20 protein-coding genes and 2 pseudogenes are annotated in these 17841 nt (G+C 68.3%); 11 read left to right on the top strand and 11 right to left on the bottom strand.

The genetic code is table 11. The annotated features are described in order from the left end of the window. Positions 1-58 precede the first annotated feature (58 nt). A complete protein-coding gene (locus ACZ4SF_RS31880; protein ID WP_468391365.1) occupies positions 59-721 on the bottom strand; it encodes a lysophospholipid acyltransferase family protein in 663 nt (220 codons plus the stop codon). Between the two features lie 459 nt (positions 722-1180). Between ACZ4SF_RS31880 and ACZ4SF_RS31885 the strand changes: the two genes are divergently transcribed. Genes ACZ4SF_RS31885 through ACZ4SF_RS31895 form a run of 3 tightly spaced genes read left to right on the top strand, consistent with a single transcriptional unit; the run spans position 1181 to position 4031 of the window. Next, positions 1181-1777 (top strand): hypothetical protein, encoded by a 597-nt coding sequence (locus ACZ4SF_RS31885; RefSeq protein WP_468391368.1) that lies wholly within the window; start codon positions 1181-1183, stop codon positions 1775-1777. Positions 1778-1782: 5 nt separating this feature from the next. After that, positions 1783-2445 (top strand): DUF5987 family protein, encoded by a 663-nt coding sequence (locus ACZ4SF_RS31890; protein ID WP_468391371.1) that lies wholly within the window; start codon positions 1783-1785, stop codon positions 2443-2445. Next, positions 2442-4031 carry an FAD-dependent oxidoreductase gene (locus ACZ4SF_RS31895; RefSeq protein ID WP_468391374.1) on the top strand — a complete coding sequence of 530 codons (1590 nt, stop codon included), beginning with the start codon at positions 2442-2444 and terminating at the stop codon, positions 4029-4031. The genes ACZ4SF_RS31890 and ACZ4SF_RS31895 overlap by 4 nt, the downstream gene beginning before the upstream one ends. A gap of 118 nt (positions 4032-4149) precedes the next feature. On the opposite strand, the gene ACZ4SF_RS31900 is transcribed toward ACZ4SF_RS31895, so the two are convergent. The 5 genes from ACZ4SF_RS31900 to ACZ4SF_RS31920 all read right to left on the bottom strand — a co-directional run bounded on the left by ACZ4SF_RS31900 (position 4150) and on the right by ACZ4SF_RS31920 (position 7065). After that, positions 4150-4710 carry a CGNR zinc finger domain-containing protein gene (locus ACZ4SF_RS31900; RefSeq protein WP_468391376.1) on the bottom strand — a complete coding sequence of 187 codons (561 nt, stop codon included), beginning with the start codon at positions 4708-4710 and terminating at the stop codon, positions 4150-4152. A gap of 81 nt (positions 4711-4791) precedes the next feature. Next, positions 4792-4986 carry a hypothetical protein gene (locus ACZ4SF_RS31905; protein WP_468391655.1) on the bottom strand — a complete coding sequence of 65 codons (195 nt, stop codon included), beginning with the start codon at positions 4984-4986 and terminating at the stop codon, positions 4792-4794. Between the two features lie 68 nt (positions 4987-5054). Then, positions 5055-6107 carry an alpha/beta fold hydrolase gene (locus ACZ4SF_RS31910; protein WP_468391379.1) on the bottom strand — a complete coding sequence of 351 codons (1053 nt, stop codon included), beginning with the start codon at positions 6105-6107 and terminating at the stop codon, positions 5055-5057. A gap of 184 nt (positions 6108-6291) precedes the next feature. After that, a complete protein-coding gene (locus ACZ4SF_RS31915) occupies positions 6292-6588 on the bottom strand; it encodes an FAD-dependent monooxygenase (protein ID WP_468391382.1) in 297 nt (98 codons plus the stop codon). Between the two features lie 303 nt (positions 6589-6891). Further along, on the bottom strand, positions 6892-7065 hold the full coding sequence (locus ACZ4SF_RS31920) for a CsbD family protein (RefSeq protein ID WP_468391385.1): 174 nt from the start codon (positions 7063-7065) through the stop codon (positions 6892-6894). Between the two features lie 242 nt (positions 7066-7307). Between ACZ4SF_RS31920 and ACZ4SF_RS31925 the strand changes: the two genes are divergently transcribed. From ACZ4SF_RS31925 to ACZ4SF_RS31935, 3 genes are all read left to right on the top strand, one after another. Beyond that, entirely contained in the window at positions 7308-7478 is a 171-nt protein-coding gene (locus ACZ4SF_RS31925) for a DUF5670 family protein (RefSeq protein WP_037661814.1), read from the top strand. Positions 7479-8095: 617 nt separating this feature from the next. After that, positions 8096-8698: a CGNR zinc finger domain-containing protein gene (locus tag ACZ4SF_RS31930; RefSeq protein WP_468391388.1), complete on the top strand. Its 603-nt coding sequence runs from the start codon at positions 8096-8098 to the stop codon at positions 8696-8698. A gap of 5 nt (positions 8699-8703) precedes the next feature. Then, entirely contained in the window at positions 8704-9099 is a 396-nt protein-coding gene (locus ACZ4SF_RS31935; protein ID WP_468391391.1) for an SRPBCC family protein, read from the top strand. A gap of 416 nt (positions 9100-9515) precedes the next feature. On the opposite strand, the gene ACZ4SF_RS31940 is transcribed toward ACZ4SF_RS31935, so the two are convergent. Both ACZ4SF_RS31940 and ACZ4SF_RS31945 read right to left on the bottom strand, forming a co-directional pair. Then, positions 9516-10010 (bottom strand): hypothetical protein, encoded by a 495-nt coding sequence (locus tag ACZ4SF_RS31940; RefSeq protein WP_468391393.1) that lies wholly within the window; start codon positions 10008-10010, stop codon positions 9516-9518. A 29-nt stretch (positions 10011-10039) separates the two neighbouring features. Beyond that, a pseudogene (locus tag ACZ4SF_RS31945) lies at positions 10040-11283 on the bottom strand (IS256 family transposase). Between the two features lie 640 nt (positions 11284-11923). On the opposite strand from ACZ4SF_RS31945, the gene ACZ4SF_RS31950 reads away from it, so the two are divergent. After that, entirely contained in the window at positions 11924-12364 is a 441-nt protein-coding gene (locus ACZ4SF_RS31950) for a VOC family protein (protein ID WP_468391396.1), read from the top strand. A gap of 115 nt (positions 12365-12479) precedes the next feature. Here ACZ4SF_RS31950 and ACZ4SF_RS31955 read toward each other — a convergent pair whose 3' ends face one another. After that, the gene (locus tag ACZ4SF_RS31955) at positions 12480-12764 is read right to left on the bottom strand and encodes a thioredoxin domain-containing protein (RefSeq protein WP_468391399.1); all 285 of its coding nucleotides are present in this window, start codon (positions 12762-12764) and stop codon (positions 12480-12482) included. 1 nt (position 12765) lies between these two features. Beyond that, positions 12766-12897, bottom strand: a pseudogene (locus tag ACZ4SF_RS31960) (redoxin domain-containing protein); the annotation flags it as partial. Positions 12898-13291: 394 nt separating this feature from the next. Here ACZ4SF_RS31960 and ACZ4SF_RS31965 point away from each other — a divergent pair. The 3 genes from ACZ4SF_RS31965 (at position 13292) to ACZ4SF_RS31975 (ending at position 15582) form a co-directional block, all read left to right on the top strand. After that, a complete protein-coding gene (locus ACZ4SF_RS31965; protein ID WP_468391402.1) occupies positions 13292-13576 on the top strand; it encodes a TetR family transcriptional regulator C-terminal domain-containing protein in 285 nt (94 codons plus the stop codon). A 177-nt stretch (positions 13577-13753) separates the two neighbouring features. Continuing rightward, complete coding sequence (locus ACZ4SF_RS31970) at positions 13754-14728, top strand: GlxA family transcriptional regulator (protein WP_468391405.1); 975 nt, start codon at positions 13754-13756, stop codon at positions 14726-14728. A gap of 107 nt (positions 14729-14835) precedes the next feature. Next, positions 14836-15582 (top strand): MBL fold metallo-hydrolase, encoded by a 747-nt coding sequence (locus ACZ4SF_RS31975; RefSeq protein WP_468391408.1) that lies wholly within the window; start codon positions 14836-14838, stop codon positions 15580-15582. A gap of 713 nt (positions 15583-16295) precedes the next feature. Here ACZ4SF_RS31975 and ACZ4SF_RS31980 read toward each other — a convergent pair. Then, on the bottom strand, positions 16296-17030 hold the full coding sequence (locus ACZ4SF_RS31980; RefSeq protein ID WP_468391411.1) for a calcium-binding protein: 735 nt from the start codon (positions 17028-17030) through the stop codon (positions 16296-16298). A gap of 336 nt (positions 17031-17366) precedes the next feature. Between ACZ4SF_RS31980 and ACZ4SF_RS31985 the strand changes: the two genes are divergently transcribed. Next, the gene (locus ACZ4SF_RS31985) at positions 17367-17717 is read left to right on the top strand and encodes a hypothetical protein (RefSeq protein WP_468391414.1); all 351 of its coding nucleotides are present in this window, start codon (positions 17367-17369) and stop codon (positions 17715-17717) included. The last annotated feature ends 124 nt before the right edge of the window (positions 17718-17841 follow it).

A 17841-nucleotide genomic window follows, 5' to 3' on the forward strand; every position in this document is an offset into this window, starting at 1 on the left:
GGTGCTGCCATGAGTGGGCAATCTCGGCAGCCGCCGGGCGCGGACCGACGGGGTGGAGCTACGCGGCGAGCGCGGCGGGCTCGGCGAGGTGCGCGGCCGCCGTACGCCACGCGCTGGTCACGGCCGTTCGGGCCCGCGCCGTGCGTACGGCGCTGTCGCCGGTCAGAACGATGGGGGTGCCGACATGGACGTGCAGCTCGGGTCGGCGTAGCGGCGCTGTGGCGAGGCCGGCGATCTGCTTGAGCATGCTGCCCGAGGTGACGCGGCGGGCACCGGCCTGGCCGACGGGCACAACAGCGGCACCGGTGCGTTCGGCGAGGCGGGCCAGGCCGGTGCGGAAGTCGCCGGGAGGTGCCTCTGCGGCGTCCTTGCGGCGGGGCAGGCCGCCCTCGGCGTAGATGAGCAGGCATCTGCCCTGCTCCAGGGCGTGGGTGGCCAGGTCGAGCGCGGCCGAGGCTCGTCGGTCACCGCGGTGTACAGGGATGTGCCCTTCGCGGGTGAGGGAACGGCCGAGTACGGGCAGGCGCCACAGGCCGGCGGTGGCCATGATGACCGGTTCGACGCCCAGGCGGTGCAGGGCGGCGATCACGATGGCGGGGTCGGCGAGCGAGGTGTGGTTGGCGGCGATGATGCTGCCCGGCGCCAGGGCGGCGCCAGGGTCGATGGTCACCGACAGGCGGCCGAAGGCGGGCACCAGCATGTCGGCGATGCGGCTGAGCATGGGAGCGGTCTCCAGATCTCGACGACAGTGGTCTTCATCGTCGGAGGGGGAGGGTGCGTCCGGCCTGAGTTGCCCTACTCATTTTCCCGGCCTGCTGGTGCTCAGCTCGTTCCTGCCGCAGCCAGCGACCCGATCCGCGTCCGTGCTGATGCCCGCGCCGTGCCTCGGAGGGCCTGTTCGGCCCCCCGGGGACGTTCGGGGCCCCCACACTGGTGCAGAGTCTCAGTGGATGAGTCACTGACCCGCCTCTTTACTGACCGGTAGTCATGGCTCATTCTGTGGGTGTGCCGGGCGTCCCCTGACTGATCGTCAGGAATTCGCCATGCCCGCACGCGTCCGTGCTTTGCCCGGAAACGGCTGTCCGCACCCAGGAGCGACCCCCGCGCAGTCGGCCTGGTCGCTCGTCGAGGAAGGCAGGAGATCGCCTTGTTCGGTTCGCGTCGCACGATGAGAGCTGTCATGTCTCTGGCAATCGCTTGGGGGGTGTTCACCGCCGCCCTCATACCAGGAGCCGCTGCCGCAGCTCCGCGCTCCGCGACGGCGGAAACCGTCAAGGCGTCCGAGGCGGGCCCGTTCACCGAGCCCGCCTTTGCCGCCACCTGCGCCTGGCACCACTTCGGCGAGGGTGAGATCCCGCCATGGTGGCTGATGTTCCGTGATCCGCTGTGCGTGGAGTACAGCAAGCGCGACATCACCTTCGACAACGGCGGCGCCCTGCGCTTCCTCGTCGCCGAGCCCTCGCGCTTCGCCCTCGCGATGGTGACCTGCCGCTACTACCAGAAGGACCACTGGAGCGTGCAGACCACCACTGGCGCGACGCCCTTGGTGACCTGGGACGGCCAGTACTGGTGGGACAAGACCGGGCAGCGGGCCGGCGCACGGCTGAGCAACTTCCGCATCCACGGCACGAGCGTCGGCATAGGCGACGCCGTCGCCGCGCTGCGCCCCGCCTTCCCGGAGCTCGCCGACGTACTGGACGAGTACGGCAAGGACGCCGGCGAGACGGGTCTGACCGCGCCCCTCCCGTTCGATCTGCGTTGCTCCCTGGCCGGGTGAGCATCATGTCCTCGCCCGGCCGCAGGGCGGTCATCAAAGCCCTTGCCGCCACTGCCGCCGTCCTGTCCGCCGGTCAACTCCCGGCCGCCGCCTCTCGGGCGGCGGCCGCAGAGGCCGGGCCCTCGGGGTGGACGGTGCAGACGCTGGAGGCGTTCGCCGACACCCTGATCCCCGGCAAGCGGCGCTTCGCCGGTGACCTCGCCGTCGCAGGCGCCGTCAGCGGCCCGGGCGCCGTACAGGCCGGCGTGATCACGACGCTTACCTCGCCCGAACTTCCCCTCGCCCCCTTGCTGCCGGAGATCGCGGCTCTGCTGAACGCCCGGGCCGTCGTCTATGCCACCAGCCATCTCATCCTCCTTCCGATCACCGTGCCCGCCTTCGTCGGCCTGTCCTTCCGCCACCGCACCGCACTCGTCCAAGGACTGTTCGGCCCTGAAGACCCGGACCGTGCCATCTGGCAGGTGCTCAGCCTCCTGACCGGCCTCGCCTTCGACACCGCCGCCCACCTCGACACCCGCCAGGCCGTGGCCACCGGCCATCCCGGCCTGAGCTGGCTGGGCTTCCCCCCGCCCGGCACCGACGGGCTGTGGCGTTTCACCGACTACTCCTACGGCAGGGCCCTCGCCACTCCGCACCCCGCCACCACCGGCTCGGGGAGCCCCGCATGAGCGCGCAGACCACGGACGTCCTCGTCATCGGAAGCGGCTTCGGCGGTGCGATCCCCGCCTACCATCTCGCCGCCGGGGGCGCCCGCGTCACCGTCCTGGAACGCGGCCCGCGCCTGGCCGCGGCCGACTTCACCCACTCGTTGCGACTCGGCACGTACAACCGGATCGTCGACGTCATTCGCGGCGACGGCATCGCCGTGGTCGCCGGCAACTGCGTGGGCGGCGGCAGCGTCGTGTACTTCGCCGCTTCCCTCCGGGCCCCCGCCTTCGTCTTCGAACGCCGCGGCAGCCTGGGCCGACGCATCTGGCCCGCCTCCCTCACCCGCGCCGCACTCGACCCCTGGTACGACCGCGTCGAAGAGGCGATCCCGGTCACCCGTACGGGCTGGCCGGACGTCTCGTACGCGGGCGGCGTCCTCGCTGCTGCCTGCGCGCGGGCCGGGCACACCTGCAACCCGGTGCCCGTGGCCGTCGACACCGAGCGCTGCACCAACTGCAACTGGATGCTGTCCGGTTGCCGCTTCGACGCCAAACGCTCCATGCTGCTCAACTACCTGCCTGCGGCCGAGGCGCACGGCGCCACGATCCGGCCGCTCCACGAGGTCCAGACCGTCGGGCCTTCGCCCGTCCCCGGCTACCGGTACGCCGTCACGTACACGGTCCTCGACCCGGACGACTACACGTGCACCCTGCAGACCGGCACCATCCACGCCAAAGTGGTCGTCCTGGCCGCCGGAGCCGTCGGCACCCCCGTCATCCTCCAGCGCTCGGCCCTGCCGCTCGGCGGCATCCCCTCAGCCGTGGGACGGTACTTCTCCGGAAACGGCGACCGCGTCAGCGTCGCCGACGTGGACGAGACCAAGGTGCGCTCGCTGCTCGGCCTGTCCCGCCCCGACGGCGTCCCGTACGAAGGGCTGCCCATCGGCCGCCCCATCACGGCGGCGACGTACGACTTCCTGGACGCGACGGCCCCCGAGTACAGCCGCTTCATGCTCCAGCAGATCTACTTCCCCTCCGTGACCAATGTGCTCGCCCAGGCCGCCGACCCACCCCACTGGTTCGGAATCCCCGGACGTGATCTCCGCTCTCGCTGGAGGTCCTGGCTCACGCTGCTCGCGATGACCGAGGACGACAACGAAGGCACTTTCGGCCTACCGCCGCTCACCGGCAGCTTCACCCGCCTGGCTCCCGGGCTCGGCCTGGGCACCATGACCTACCACCCCACCGCCCGCACACTGGGCGGCTGGCAGAAGGCGGACATCGCACTGCGGAACATCCTCGAAAAGGACGGCCTGGCCCGCGTCCGGCCCTGGAGCACGGCCGTCACCGGGAGTGTGACCGCCCATCCCCTCGGCTCGGCCCGCATGGGCGACAGCCCCGACACGAGCGCCCTCACCGACAGCAACGAACTGCGTGGCCATCCCGGCCTCTTCGTCACCGACGGCTCCGCGGTCCCCACCTCCCTCACCGTCAACCCGTCACTCACCATCGCCGCCCTCGCCGAACGCGCCACGCCCACGATCGCCGACCGCGCGGCGCAGGCCGGCGTTCCGGTCCGGTACGGGGCACCGAGTCCGGTGCCCTGACCTGGAGCGTGTGATCAGATCATCAGGACGACGGAGTGGGTGGTGGCGCTGCGGGACGTCGAGCAAGGCAGTGGAGGGTCGAGGGTCATGGTGACGACGCTGAGCTGCAGTCGGCGTGTCACCGAGTCACCGCGGGTGCGGTCTTCTTCCGGGCACGGTACGCGGCTGCCTTGATCTTGTTGCCGCAGGACTCCATCCCGCACCACTGCCGGCGCATGCCCCGCGAGCGGTCGATGTAGGTGCGGGTGCACTCCGGGTTGCCGCATTCCTTGAGCAGGGGCACGTCCGGCCCGCTCAGCAGGTCGATGGCGTGGCGCGCCACCATGGAGAGGGCTTCTTCCGGCGTTGCCTGGGTCCACCGTCCCGCCGGAGTGAGCTGCGGCACCGCGGGTGGCTTGCGTGCCGCGTTGTTCACCACGGTCAGCGCTGCCCCGTCGTACTCCTCCGCGAGCCGACGGGCGGTGACCAGCTGGTAGATGGCCTCTCGTACGGTCCTCGCCTGTTCGACATCAGCCTCCTGACTGGGGGAGACCGCGTCGACGATGCCGGACTCCACGTACCATGCGTTCAGCCTGTCAGGCGCGGCGAACATCTCGAAGCGGAGCGATCGGCGCGCTCGGAGGGTTGCGGCGAAGTCGAGTGCCGGATTTCCGCAAACAAAGACATGGTCGAGGTTCACATCACCATTCTGGCAGGTGACTGCGGGTCGGGCCAACCTTCGTCGTCATCGCCGAATCGATGACCGGTCGGTCACTCCGGCTCACAGCCCCAGGTCGGCGGCGAGGCAGGAGAAGGACATCCAGGATCCCTCGGGAGCGTAGGCGTCCCGCCTTGGATCGTTCGGCGCAGCAGCCATCTCCTCGATCATGTCCTCGAAGCGGATGCGCTCGGGCAACTGTCCGAACCGCGCTCGCCGTGCTGCCGCGGCACCGTCCGTGATGTTCTGGCCTTCCATGGTCACCATCCCTTCTTCTCACCTCGGTCACCTGTCCATGTGGTGACCGAAAGCTGATCAATTCCTCGTCAGAGATGGTCCACGTCGACGACGGCCTGGGCGAAGGCGGCGGGTGCCTCCTGCGGCAGGTTGTGGCCGATCCCCGTCAGGGTCCGGTGCTCGTACGGGCCCGTGAACCTGTCCCGGTAGGCGGCGCCATTGCCCGGAGCCGTGAAGGGATCGCGCTCGGCGTCGAGGGTGATGGTGGGCACCTTGATGACCGGCCGCATGGCGAGCCGCTTCTCGAGTCCGTCGTAACGGCGCTCACCGTCGGCGAGGCCCAACCGCCAGCGGTAGTTGTGGATGACGATGGCCGCGTGGTCGGGGTTGTCGAAGGCTGCCGCGGTGCGATCGAACGTAGCGTCGTCGAAGTCCCACGTCGGGGAGACGGTTTCCCAGACGAGCCTGGTCAGGTCATGGCGCAGGGCCTTGTCCTCCATGGCGAGTCGGCCACGCTCGGTGGAGAAGTAGTACTGGTACCACCAGGCGTATTCGGCTTTGGGTGTCAGCGGCTTCAGGTTGGCCTCGCGGTTGGTGATGAGGTATCCGCCCACCGACACGAGGGCCCTGCAGCGCTCGGGCCGGAGTGCGGCGATGATGTCGGCGGTGCGCGAGCCCCAGTCGAAGCCGGCCAGCACGGCCTTCTTGATCTCCAAGGCGTCCATCAGCGCGATGACGTCGAGGGCGATGGCCGACTGCTGGGCGTTGCGGAGCGTTCGGTCGGAGAGGAAGCCCGTCGTGCCGTGACCGCGCAGATACGGCACGATCACCCGGTAGCCCTCCTCGGCCAGCAGCGGGGCGACGTCGACGTAGCTGTGGATGTCGTACGGCCAGCCGTGCAGGCAGATGACCGCGGGGCCGTGGGCGGGGCCCAGTTCGGCGTAGCCGACGTTCAGCAGGCCGGCCCTGATCTGCTTCAGATGCCGAAAGGCGGTGTGTGCGCCGGGGCTGACCGCGGGCACGGTTGACGCGCCGGACGGGCGCCGGGTGACGGCGGAAGCGGTGTGCAGGCCGGCCAGTGAAGCGGCAGCCGCACCCGTGCCCAGCGTCAGGGCCTTGCTGAAGCCACGCCTGTTGATCATGCGAATCCCTCCGCGCCTTCAGGTGGACCGGCTCATGCGATGACAGACTCTCGCACGAGACTTCGTCACCAGTCAAACAGGTGATGAATTCGTTCATGGGGTGCGATGTGACTCCAGATCCAGCGCCAACTCGCTCAGTACAGCAGTTCCTTGACTGGTGACGCGCAGGGCTGCAACGGTGCAGTCACCATCTGAGCTGGTGACGCAGCGGGGCGTCGGGCCCGTCAGGGTTCGATTCACGAAATCCGCCGTCCGTGCCGACGGCGTACCGAGCGCGCAGGGTCGCTTGTCCGGCCGCCGTCCGCACGGTGGCGGTGACGCCGTTCTCGTCCTGCCGGAGCCCGGCCACCGTGGTGCCCCACTCGATGGTTCCGCCGAGTTCGGTGAGCCGGTCGCGCAGGATCTGCTCGAACTTGGGCTGGGAGAGCCAGACGAGCGGATATATGGCGTGAGGTCGCGGGCGTCCCTGCCGCGGCCTCAACGGCCTCGGAGACCATCCGATCGCAGTCGTGGTGGCGGGTTCGTTGAGCACGGGCCCTGACGTCAGTCAGACCAAAGCCGAGTCGGCCCTCTGATATCTGCATCGCACGCCCCCAAGAGAGCGCTGATGTTACGGGCTACCCTCTGAGCCAACCCGTTTGATTCGTGGCGGACACCCTCACTGCCCCAACATGCTGCGGCATGTGACGACGAGCCCGGCAGCGGGTGTTTGCCCGCTCGGCGCAGACGCGAGGGGCGGCCCCGGTCCCGGGGACGCCCCTCGTGCGCGGGTGCTTTCGGGCGGTCAGTGCCGACCGGCGTCCTTGAGCGACTCCTTGGCCTTGCGGGCATCGCCCGCGGCCTCGGCCGCCCGGCCCTTGGCGATCAGCTTCTCGTTGCCCATGGCGCGTCCGGCTGCCTGGGCGGCCTTGCCCACGGCCTGCTCGGCCTTGGCTCGGGCCTTCTCGCTCGCGGCCATGCTGCTCACCCTCCTCATTGCCGGTTCCAGGTGCTGACTGTGCCCATGTCCCCGCACGAAGCCGGCAAACCTTAGGCCTGAGCAGTGCATCGAGTGATCGGCACTGCATGACTGCGGTGCATCAGATGCCAGAGAAGGGGAACGGGTGGGTGCGCGTGCCCTTCATCCTGCGGAAGTAACTCATATTTTGTGGGCTTGTAGGGGCGAGCTAAGGGCATCCGATGGCCAGGAGGTTGATAACGATGGTTCCCCTGCTTCTGGTTCTTCTGCTGGCCCTGATCCTTTTCGGCGCGGGCTTCGCGCTGAAGGCACTGTGGTGGATCGCGGTGATCGTGCTCATCGTGTGGCTGCTCGGCTTCGTCGTCCGTTCCGCGGACAGCGGAGGCCGCAAGGGCCGCTGGTACCGCTGGTAGCCACGGGTCCTCAATGTGAGGCGCACTGTTGGTGAAGGGCCTTGAAGAGGGGCCCGGCCGGGGACGGTCGGGCCCCACTTCCGCGTGTGAAGGCACAACCCGCTCAGGCGGCGGGATGGATAGGGCGTATCGGGCGCATCAGTGGGTACGTGTGCTATGCACCGGCCCAGCAGAAGCAGCAGTGGAACCCTGCGCCTCCTATCTCTGCGGGGTCGGTGCACCAGTTTCGGAGCGATGCTCGCCCAGTTTGCGGCGAAACAGCCGTAAGCCCCCGTGGACTTTTCGTGACCAGTCCGCCTCGGGATCGGCTCTTGCCGACCACGCGAAAAGCGTTCAGTTCTTCATGCGGCCGCTGACGTACTTCACGCGGTCAGCCACTGGCGATGCTCGGCGTCGCCCTCCTCCTCGCCCTTCCGTAAAGCCGCCTAGGGCGGTGCGACACCGCCATCCCGCAATCGAGATGAGCGCCGCCGCCGGGCCCCGTGACGCCCTGGCAGTGCCGGCTGAGCCCGCAGGTTCGCCAGGCGTGGGCGGGGGCAGTGGTGCCGCACCAAGCACGCGCAGGCCGAGATGACCGGCTCCCAGCTCGATGATGCGTAACCGGTTATATTGGTTACATGGAGTCGTCCGCAAGCAAGGGTCTGACGCTGCGCTCCCGCACAGGCGTCGCCTACCGCTTCGACCCCGGTGCGCTGTGCCTGGAGCTGCTGACCACCGGCGGCCCCGGTCCCTATCGCCGGTACGAGGTTCTGCACGAGCCTGCCGACCTGGCCGCCTGGGCGGGTCGGTCGCGGCTGACCCCGACGCCCGTGCTGGAGATCTCAGCGGACGAGGTGACCGCAATGCGAAGGCTGCGCGACGCGCTGTTCCGGGTGGTCATCGCCCACACGCGCGGCAAGCCTTACCCGCCCGGCGACCTGGGGGACATCAACGAGGCAGCCGCCCGTCCGGCCCTGGCCCCCACCATCACACCGACCGGGAAGCGGCAATGGGCCGGAACCCCCACTGGCACCCACCTGGCGGCCACCGTTGCCCGGGACGCCGTCGAGCTCTTGACCGGGCCCTTCGCGCACCGCATCCGCACGTGCACCGCCGAGGACTGCCACCTCATTTACGTCGACACCTCACGCCCCGGACGCCGCCGCTGGTGCTCGATGGAGCACTGCGGCAACCGCCACAAGGTCAGGGCGCTGCGTGCCCGCCACACCGAGGAAGGGTGACCCCCATGCCTACAGGACTCACCAAGGACGCAGGCTGGCAGATCGGGGTGTCGCGCACGCTGCCCCATGCCATGCCCATCGTCTGGGACTTCATCAGCAGCCCCGCAGGACTCGCCCGCTGGCTCGGCTCCGGAGTAACCCTCACCCCCGAACGCGGCACTCGCTACGGGACGACAGGGGGAGTCACCGGCGAGGTGCGCGCCTACCACTGCGGGAAGAAGATTCGCGTCACCCACGGCACTACCACGGTCCAGGTGGCACTCACCCCTGCAGCCGACGGGGCCCGCACGATGCTCCGCTTCCACCAGGAGCACCTGGCAAGTGCCGAAGAGCGCGAACGGCAACGGGCGCACTGGCAGCGCATCATCGATCAGATCGCTACCGCCCTCGACGGCGGCTGACGACGACGCGCGACACCTGACCGGAGGCCGACGCGCCCCGAGACGCTGACCTCCTCTCACAAACGGTCGCCCGTGAAAGAACCGATCAGCCGGCTCGTGATGTCGAAGAGAAGTGACGACACTGTCGAGGTCGGGAACGTGGGCCGGCCGGCCTCCCGTCAGGGTGCCGAAACAGCGGCCCATCGTGAACCGGTGTGCGGGTCGATGAGAATGAGGCAGACGAACTCCGCGTCCTGGCCTGCTCGGTACCCCTGTCGAGGGCGTCCAACAGCGCCAGGAGGCGACCCCCTTGCGCTGCCCACCGCTCATGGGACCATGTGAATCCGGCTCTGTCCGCAGTTCAGTGAGTAATTGTCAATATGTGTGGATGAGCTGGCCTGCGTGGGACTTTTTTCGTTAGCTGGCCTTCAGGTTGCTCAACCCTCCCCGCGATACGGTATCCATCGGTATCCAGGCTGGAACACTTCGTAGTCGCTGCCCAGGTCAAGTTCCGCGTGCAGCTTTTCGCAGAGCACGAGCCCGTGGATGCTGCCGTCGTTCAGTTCATCTGACCACTCGCACCTGAGCTCAGCAGGGCCCACGAGTGGTTCCGGATCCCAGCCGACCTTCGCGGCGGTATACCCGTGGAACTGCGCGAGCAGTCCGTAGAGCTGGTGTCCCAGTTCGCTCAGCTCTGCTGCGGTGAGCTCGAATCTGGGGAGGCTGCCGTCCAGGCCACAACCCCAGCTGACGGCCACGGGCAGTATCGAGAGCTCGATGTATGAGCTCACCTTCGCCAGCATCGGCCGGTGGAGAGGGATGCGGTGGGCGCCCGCGCGAAGCACCCATGGCTTGGGGTCGATGCGGGCGGCAGCCCGTGCTGCCTCGGCGTCGTCACCGAAGTTCACCACGAGCTCGAAACAGATCGCCACGGTTCTTCTGCCTCCCCAGCCCCACGGCCTCACGCAGCCCGCGTTTCAGTACGTTCGACGAGGATGCCATTCTCGAACCTGGCGCCCGCACGGACCAGGGGCACAAGGTGAGATCCGGTGATCGCCCGCCAGCGGGCCTGGGCGGACTCGACGAGCTTGAATACCATCGCGAGGGCGGCGGCCGCGCTTCCGGCCCCGCGGGTGACCTTGGTCCGTAGCTTGACCGTGGAGAACGTCGACTCAATCGGGTTCGTGGTCCGCAGATGGACCCAGTGCTCGGCGGGGAAGTCGTAGAACACCAGCAGCTCGTTAAGGTCGTCGGTGATCTTCGCGGCGGCTTTGGGCCATTTGGTGCCGTAGTACTTCGTGAACGCGCGGGCCGCCTGCTCGGCATGTGTGCGGTCCTCGGCGTTGTAGATCTCCCGCAGGGCCTTGCGGGCCCCGTTATGCACGGACTTCGGCAGGGAGTTGATCACGTTCCTGGTTTTGTGAACCCAGCACCTTTGATGTCTGGTCTGCGGAAACACCTCCGCCAGAGCCCCATCGCCCCGTCCCCGACCACCAGGGCCGGGTCCTTCATTCCCCGCCGCCGGCAGTCGCGCAGCAGGTCGGCCCATGATTCGGTGGACTCCCGCAGACCCTCCGCGAGCGCGATCAGTTCCTTGGTGCCATCAAGGCGGACGCCCATCAGGACCAGGACGCAGGAGTGGGCCTGGCCGAGGCGGACCTTGGGGTGGACGCCGTCGGCCCACACGTAGACGCAATCGGTGGCGGACAGGTCGCGGTTCTGGAAGGCGGCGTGGTCGTCCTGCCACTGCCCGGTGAGCCGGGTGACCGTCGCCGCAGACAGGCCGGCCGAGCTGCCGAGGAACTGCTCGAGTGCGGGCATGAAGTCGCCGCTGGACAATCCGTGCAGGTAGAGGGGCGGGAGGACTTCGCTGATCTTCGGGGACTTGCGGCACCAGGGCGGCAGGATCTTGGAGGTGAACCGGTGACGCTCGCCGGTCTTCTCGTCGACGCGACGATCGTTGACCCGTGGCGCCCGTACCTCAACAGAGCCGGCGGCCGTGGTCACGGTGCGGGGACGGTGATGGCCGTTGCGCACCACCAGGCGGCGGCCGCGTTCGTCCCGCTCGGCCGTCAACTCGGCTATGTACTGGTCGACTTCTGCCTCAAGGGCAGCGGCGAGCATCCGTCGGGCCCCTTCCCGCACGATCTCGTCGATCAGAGATCCGGTGGACGTGGAGCCGTCTTCATTGACTACGCTGAGCATGGGCGTGCCTTCCGGACCTGCGGTGCAACGCGGGCTCTGACTTGGTGACCATCACAGGATCATCGGGAAGGTACGCCCTTCGCGTGCCCTCCCGAGGGACGATCCACAAGTCATGAGCATTGCTCCAGTTCAGTGACGGGCTGCGTCCTCATGTCGAGTGCTGATGCTTGTGCAGGGCTGTGCTGGCCCGGAAGCGGAGTCGTCCGCAGCGATCCTTGTCTTCGTCCGTTGCGCTGTCGGCGCAACAGCAGTGCTGTGCCAGCCAGCGCAGGTCCTCCGGGGCGAGCCATAGAGGGATACGGCCTTGTGCGGTCTCGGCTTGCGGATCCGTGGGCTGTCGCGACTTCATGGGTCCTGACTGTATGCCCGGCTCTCGGCACCTCTGGGGGCGGACCAGGTCGGCGAACACCTGAGCGAGATCGCAGGTCCGGGTGATGACGGGCCAAGACCTTCACCTCCCCCCGCCGTGGCGCTGGAATCGGCGACCGCCTCTCTTCGGCGGCAACATCATCGAGACCGGTACCGACTCCTACCGGCTCGCTGACTCGGCCCGTTTGCGGGTGTCGAGAACGGGCCGCCGGCTCCGTCCTCGGTATACCGGTGGCCTCAAAGGGCCGCGCAACGCAGAGGGAGAACCGGAATGACGCTTCAGCGGATGGACAACGTCGGCATCGTCGTCGAAGACCTGGACGCCGCCGTCGCCTTCTTCACCGAACTGGGCATGGAGGTCGAAGGCAAGGCGCAGATCGAAGGCCTCTTCGCGGATCAGGCCGTCGGACTCGACGGAGTCCGCAGCGACATCGCGATGATGCGGACCCCGGACGGTCAGGGCAAGCTGGAGCTCGCGCAGTACCACACCCCCGCGGCCATCGGCGACGGATCACTCAACCCGCCGCCGAACACGCTGGGCCTGCACCGGGTCATGTTCGCCGTCGACGACATCGACGACACCATCGCCCGTCTGCGCCCCCATGGCGCCGAACTGATCGGTGAGGTGGCGCAGTACAAGGACATCTACCGCCTCTGCTACCTCCGCGGCCCCTCGGGCATCATCCTCGCCCTGGCCGAACAGATTGGCTAATGGCCCTTCGCGCCGACCTGCGAGCAGTCATGGTGCGGTCTCCCACCGTGGGGCGGACCCGACCGGAACCTTTACCGGAGATCCGGCAAGCGGCCGCCCTGTGGCCGGCATCCCTTCAGGAGAGGTTGTCGAGTGCGGTGAGGACATCGGCCGGCTCGGCGCGGCTGGTGTGGTCGGTGTTGACGAAGACCCAGCGGATGAGACCGTCCTGAGCGATGACGTAGACGACTGCGAGGTCGTTCGGCAGGTCGAAGGCGAGCCCATACTGCTTGGCGGTGTCGCAGCCGGCGTCGCTGAGCACGTCGAAGGCCAGTGCGTTTTTCTCCGCGAAGGACAGCGATTCGTCGCGGATCTGACGGGGAGACGGCGACCAGGCGGGCGCCGCGGGCGGCGATGTCATCGAGGGGCTGCTGCAGGGAACGCAGGGCGATGCTGCAGTACGGGCACCAGGAACCGCGGTAGAAGGTCAGCACCACCGGGCCCTCGGCTAGGAGCTCGTCCAGGGCGACGGACCGTCCGGCGGCAGAGGGCAGGGTGAAGGATGGGCTTTGACCCCCTCGGCCAAGGCGCTACGCGCCTGCCCGGACTCGGCCAACTCCTGAGCCGCGCGCTGCATGACAGCGCGGACGTCCGCGGGGGATCTCTTCCTGGCGGCCGTCGAAGAACGCTCGCAGCTTGGCATTGACACTCATCGGGTCTTCCTCCCTAGATCTTGGATCTTGGAACGGCTCAACCGCTCCAGCCTGTACGCGACGTTCGGCGGCAAGCAGGAGCTGTATCGCGCCGCCCTCGAACGCTACGTCGTCAGCCGTTCGCGGCCGGCTCTCGGCGAGCTCGAGGAGGACGGCCGGGGACTGCCGGCCATCTCGGAGTTCTTCACCGGACTGATCGAAACCTGCTGCATCGGCGAGTACGCCCAGTGGCTGCATGGTCTCCAACGCCCACGCGGGCGCAGAAAACAGCGACCCCGAGGTCCGTGCCGTTCTCGACCGGCAGCACCAGCGACTGCGCGACGCCCTCCACACCGCTCTCCTCTCGGCCCAGCGGCAGCACCAACTCGCCGACGGCACCGACCCGGACACCGCGGCCGACGTCCTGGCCCTCCTGGCGCACGGCATGAACCTGCGCTCCCGGGCCGGGGCCGACGCACGGCAGCTGCACGCAACGCTCGGGGCTGCTATCGACGCGGTGACCGGTACGACTCGGGCCTGACGGCGACCGGCGGTGGTCGATGCCGACGTCGCGGCCCAACGAGCAGGAGTCGCCCGGACCGAGTCCACCCCACCGGGAGCTCCGGCGCTGGTGCGGACCGCCCATCCTTTCCTCGATGGCCTGATGTGACAGATCCTGGTCATTGCGGCCATGTCCGCCGGGCGGAATGATCAGAGCATGCCCCCACCGCACCGCGTCGTGATCGTCGCCTTCCCCGGCATCGAGCTGCTGGACGTCACCGGCCCTGCCGAGGTGTTCTCCGTCGCCTCCCGGATCGCCGGAGCCGACCGGCCCGCCTACTCCGTGCAGATCGCGACGGCCGACGGCGGCCCGGCAGCCACCTCCAGCGGCGTCCGGCTGATGGCCGACCTGCCCCTCGACGACGTGACCGGCCCGGTCGACACCCTGCTGGTGGCGGGAGCGATCGAGCTCGTCGACGACGGCGTGGAGCCGGTGATCGACCACGAGGTCACCCACTGGCTGCGCCGTACGGCACCTCGGGCCCGGCGGATCGGATCGATCTGCGCGGGAGCGCACCTGCTGGCCGCCGCCGGGCTGCTCGACGGCCGAACCGCCACCACGCACTGGCTCACCGCAGCGAGACTGGCCGCCGAACACCCCAGCGTCCGGGTCGACCCGGATCCGATCTTCATCCGGGACGGGCAGGTATGGACGTGCGCCGGCGTCACCTCGGGAATGGACATGGCGCTGGCCATGGTCGCCGAGGACCACGGCCAGGACCTCGCGCTCGCGACGGCCCGGATGATGGTGATGTACGTCAAACGCTCCGGCGGGCAGAGTCAGTTCAGCGTGCCGCTGTCCGTCCAGAGCTCCGAGGACGATCGGATCGACGAGGTGCGGATGTGGATCGCCGAGCACCTCAACGATGACCTCTCCCTCGAAGCCCTGGCGGCCCGGACTCACCTGAGCGTGCGCCACTTCACCCGCCTGTTCCAGCAGCGCACCTCCACGACACCGGCCGCCTATGTGGAGGCGGCCAGGCTGGAGGCCGCCCGGCGACTGCTGGAGGAGAGCAATCGAAGCCTGCCGGAGGTCGCCGCTGCCAGCGGCCTCGGCTCCGTGGAGACGCTGCATCGCGTCTTCCGGCGGCGGCTGGGCACCACCCCGGCCGAATACCGCCGCCGCTTCTGACCCACACCACCACATCACTTGCCAGCCACGGGGCGGTCTGCCGCACCGGCCGAGCTCCGCCATGCCCGCACGGCCTGGCATCGACCAGCACACTTTGGAGGAAAGCCATGCTCCGCACGAAGGTCGTCCCGATCCCGGTCGTGGGCCGGCACAACATCAACGCCTACCTTCTGCTCGGCCGCCGGCCCGTCATCGTCGACGCCGGCACCCCCGGCAGCGGCCAGAAGATCCACGACCAGATCACCGCCCACGGCGTCGACCCCACCGACATCTCAATGATCGTCATCACCCACGGCCACATCGACCACTTCGGCTCCGCTGCCGAACTGCACCGGCTCACCGGCGCGCCCGTCGCCGGACACGTCGCCGACCTAGGGCCCTACCGCTCCGGCCGGGTCCGCGAACCGTACCTGCCCACCGGCCCGATGGGCCGCCTCATGGACCGGAACAAGAACCTCCACGTCCAGGCCGAACCCTTCGAACCCGACGTGCTGATCCGCGGCGAGACGAGCCTGGAGGACTTCGGGCTCGCGGCGCGCATCATGCCCACCCCCGGCCACACCGCCGGATCGGTCTCGGTCCTCACCGACGCCGGCGACCTCGTCGCCGGCGACCTGATAGCCAACTCCTTCATGGGCCTCATCCCCGGCAGGCCCGCCAACCCGCCCTTCCACGACGACCCTCGAGAGAACCTCGCCAGCCTGCGCGAGATGCTCGCCCTCAACCCCACCACCCTTCACGTCGGCCATGGCACCCCGCTCGACCCGGACCGGGTGCGACGGTGGGCCGAGAAGGAACACGACCGCCTCGCACGGCTCGATGCCGCCGGACGCCTCACCACCCGCGCCGAGTGACGCACCGATTGCGGCCCGGCACCAGGACGGCACACCCGGAGCCTACGGGCCGCCATTGCTGACCGGCCGGGTACTTCAGGTTCGGCCCGGCCGCCGACGGGGTGAGCAAGTAGCCGGCCAGGGGACAGCCGGTGATGTCCGGGCACTCATCCATCACACGTTTGCACAGCCCACGGAGCAGCCCTTCTCCGAACTACCGGTGTGACCTGGAGCATTGAAGTTGAATCGCGCCGGTTCAGTCCGTCTGCCGTTGTGAGAGGGCGGCATGTGAGCCTGCGACCGAGAACGCCTTCGGCTCCTGATGGAGAGGCGGGAAGCACAAGTCGGGTGCGGAGCATGCCAGGATGCTGACCGAGCGTGGGTGATGTGGGATGCCCTGGCCATGAGCGAAGAACGGATCTCGATCAGGCGGCCTCGCTGGGACGGCTCGGGCCGCAGGAGTGAACACCGGACGCAGGCGTGCTCGTGGATGCAGGCTGTTCCGAAGGCCCGAGCGCAGGTCCCGAAGAGAGCTGCGCTCCTCGAAGTGGGCGAGGAAGGCGTCCCACTCCTCTTCATGATGGATGAGGACCGTGCCGTAGTGGCGGCCCTTGCGGGTGGCGTGATCGTCGACGCCGGCCACCCGCAGGGCTGACCGCCGCCACATATGCAGTGGTGACGATGGTTGAACTTCCGCAGGCCGTCCAGTCCGCTGGTCCCGGGGTTGGACGGACCTACCGCACGTCGACGTAGTCGCCGGTGGAGGTCTTGGCGCCAGTGGTCGTGGTGCCGGCGAAATTCCACCGCCAGTACCCGTCGGTGGAGGCCGTGACCGTGGTCTTCAGGGCGCCGGCGCTGTCAGTGTTCACCGTTTTCATGGTGGTGTAGGTGCTGGTGCCCTTCTTGCGGAACTGGAGTTTGACCGGCTGGCTGGTGTAGCCGTGGTATCGGTAGTCGTCCCAGCTCGCGCGCTTGAGCGTACCCGTGACGGTGAGGGTCTTGCCCTTGGTCACCGGCTCCGGGGATGCGTTCGTCGTCAGCGTGCTCGCCCGCTTGAGGCGGAAGTTGTCGATGCGCTCGTCCCACCGGTAGTCGCCGTCGAGAGCGTCCACCCAGGAGCCGGCATACCAGGTACCCGCCTGGCTGTTGTCCAAGTCGATCTGGGGGTCGAAGGTGAACGAGTGCGTGCACTCGCTGTCGGTCTCGCAGATGGTCTTGTCGTCGGCGAATCCGAAGCCGGGCCCCTCGAGAGTGGTGTCCGCCGACAGCAGGCCCGAGTCGTCGTAGGCATAGATCGTCACTTCGAACGTCTTTGCGTATGTGGTGCCTATGACGACATCCGAACCGTTGTTGACGGTCACACCCGAGATCTCGGTGTCGCCCGAACCGCCGTCGGCATACGCCGCTGGAGCCACGAAGCCGACGACTCCGAGCGCAGCGGCAATAGACAGCGCAACGCGCTTGCCCATGTGATGTCTCTCCTTTTTTCAGGCCACTGACGCGCACCGGGTGCGCCAGGGGCCTTGCAAGCAATCCTGTCGACGCGGTTCATCCTCGGTTGCTGAATTCGCGGTTGAGGCACAGCTCCGCGCCGCAAGGTGGTGAGCAGCGAGTGTCGCAGAAGGGTCGCGCATTGTGCAGCACCCGTGACGATCTTGTGATGTATATGAAAACATGCAGCTCGGAGGCCTGATCGCCCAGAGTAGGCCCACCGCAGCTCATCGATCATCTGGGTTTTGCTCTCGACCGTCGGGAGCGGCTCCCCGCGCCGTACACGGGGAGGACCAGACGGAGTGGAAGCCGGCGTGACCCGCGAGACCAAGGACCTCTACGTCGAAGACCATGATCTGCTCATCGCTCCCATGCTCCATGGGGTCATGGAGTTCCCTGAACACTCCTGCGTCACCAACGGCCTCATCGCATTCCACCAGGACTTCGGCACCATCCTGACCGGCTTCGAACGCGGCCACGTCCGCGTCACCGTGGAGATGCACGCCGAACAGCCCGCGCCGGACACGGAGGGCTGGGACGACGTCCTCGACATCTCCGCCGTCCTCACCCGGGGCCAGGCCTTCATCACCGGCTACGACGAAGCGTTCACGACCAACCTCGCCTTCGACGGACCCGGAACCGGCGATCCCCGCCGAAGTCACTGATGTCGGAAAACAGCTGGCCGACAAGACCACCTAGCAGATCACCCAGCAGAAGGCCGCCGGCGCGCGTGCCCCGGCGAAGGCCCACCAGCAGGCAGCCGGCCGGCGGGGCGCTGCCCGGCAGGGA

The organism is Streptomyces sp. NPDC027663 (assembly GCF_055566415.1).

Excerpts from the sequence above, each read along its gene's own strand:
- ACZ4SF_RS31880 (WP_468391365.1), bottom strand. The coding sequence starts at position 721 with ATGCTCAGCCGCATCGCCGACATGCTGGTGCCCGCCTTCGGCCGCCTG.
- ACZ4SF_RS31885 (WP_468391368.1), top strand. The coding sequence starts at position 1,181 with ATGTCTCTGGCAATCGCTTGGGGGGTGTTCACCGCCGCCCTCATACCA.
- ACZ4SF_RS31890 (WP_468391371.1), top strand. The coding sequence starts at position 1,783 with ATGTCCTCGCCCGGCCGCAGGGCGGTCATCAAAGCCCTTGCCGCCACT.
- ACZ4SF_RS31895 (WP_468391374.1), top strand. The coding sequence starts at position 2,442 with ATGAGCGCGCAGACCACGGACGTCCTCGTCATCGGAAGCGGCTTCGGC.
- ACZ4SF_RS31905 (WP_468391655.1), bottom strand. The coding sequence starts at position 4,986 with ATGGAAGGCCAGAACATCACGGACGGTGCCGCGGCAGCACGGCGAGCG.
- ACZ4SF_RS31910 (WP_468391379.1), bottom strand. The coding sequence starts at position 6,107 with ATGATCAACAGGCGTGGCTTCAGCAAGGCCCTGACGCTGGGCACGGGT.
- ACZ4SF_RS31920 (WP_468391385.1), bottom strand. The coding sequence starts at position 7,065 with ATGGCCGCGAGCGAGAAGGCCCGAGCCAAGGCCGAGCAGGCCGTGGGC.
- ACZ4SF_RS31925 (WP_037661814.1), top strand. The coding sequence starts at position 7,308 with ATGGTTCCCCTGCTTCTGGTTCTTCTGCTGGCCCTGATCCTTTTCGGC.
- ACZ4SF_RS31930 (WP_468391388.1), top strand. The coding sequence starts at position 8,096 with ATGGAGTCGTCCGCAAGCAAGGGTCTGACGCTGCGCTCCCGCACAGGC.
- ACZ4SF_RS31935 (WP_468391391.1), top strand. The coding sequence starts at position 8,704 with ATGCCTACAGGACTCACCAAGGACGCAGGCTGGCAGATCGGGGTGTCG.
- ACZ4SF_RS31950 (WP_468391396.1), top strand. The coding sequence starts at position 11,924 with ATGACGCTTCAGCGGATGGACAACGTCGGCATCGTCGTCGAAGACCTG.
- ACZ4SF_RS31955 (WP_468391399.1), bottom strand. The coding sequence starts at position 12,764 with ATGACATCGCCGCCCGCGGCGCCCGCCTGGTCGCCGTCTCCCCGTCAG.
- ACZ4SF_RS31965 (WP_468391402.1), top strand. The coding sequence starts at position 13,292 with ATGGTCTCCAACGCCCACGCGGGCGCAGAAAACAGCGACCCCGAGGTC.
- ACZ4SF_RS31970 (WP_468391405.1), top strand. The coding sequence starts at position 13,754 with ATGCCCCCACCGCACCGCGTCGTGATCGTCGCCTTCCCCGGCATCGAG.
- ACZ4SF_RS31975 (WP_468391408.1), top strand. The coding sequence starts at position 14,836 with ATGCTCCGCACGAAGGTCGTCCCGATCCCGGTCGTGGGCCGGCACAAC.
- ACZ4SF_RS31980 (WP_468391411.1), bottom strand. The coding sequence starts at position 17,030 with ATGGGCAAGCGCGTTGCGCTGTCTATTGCCGCTGCGCTCGGAGTCGTC.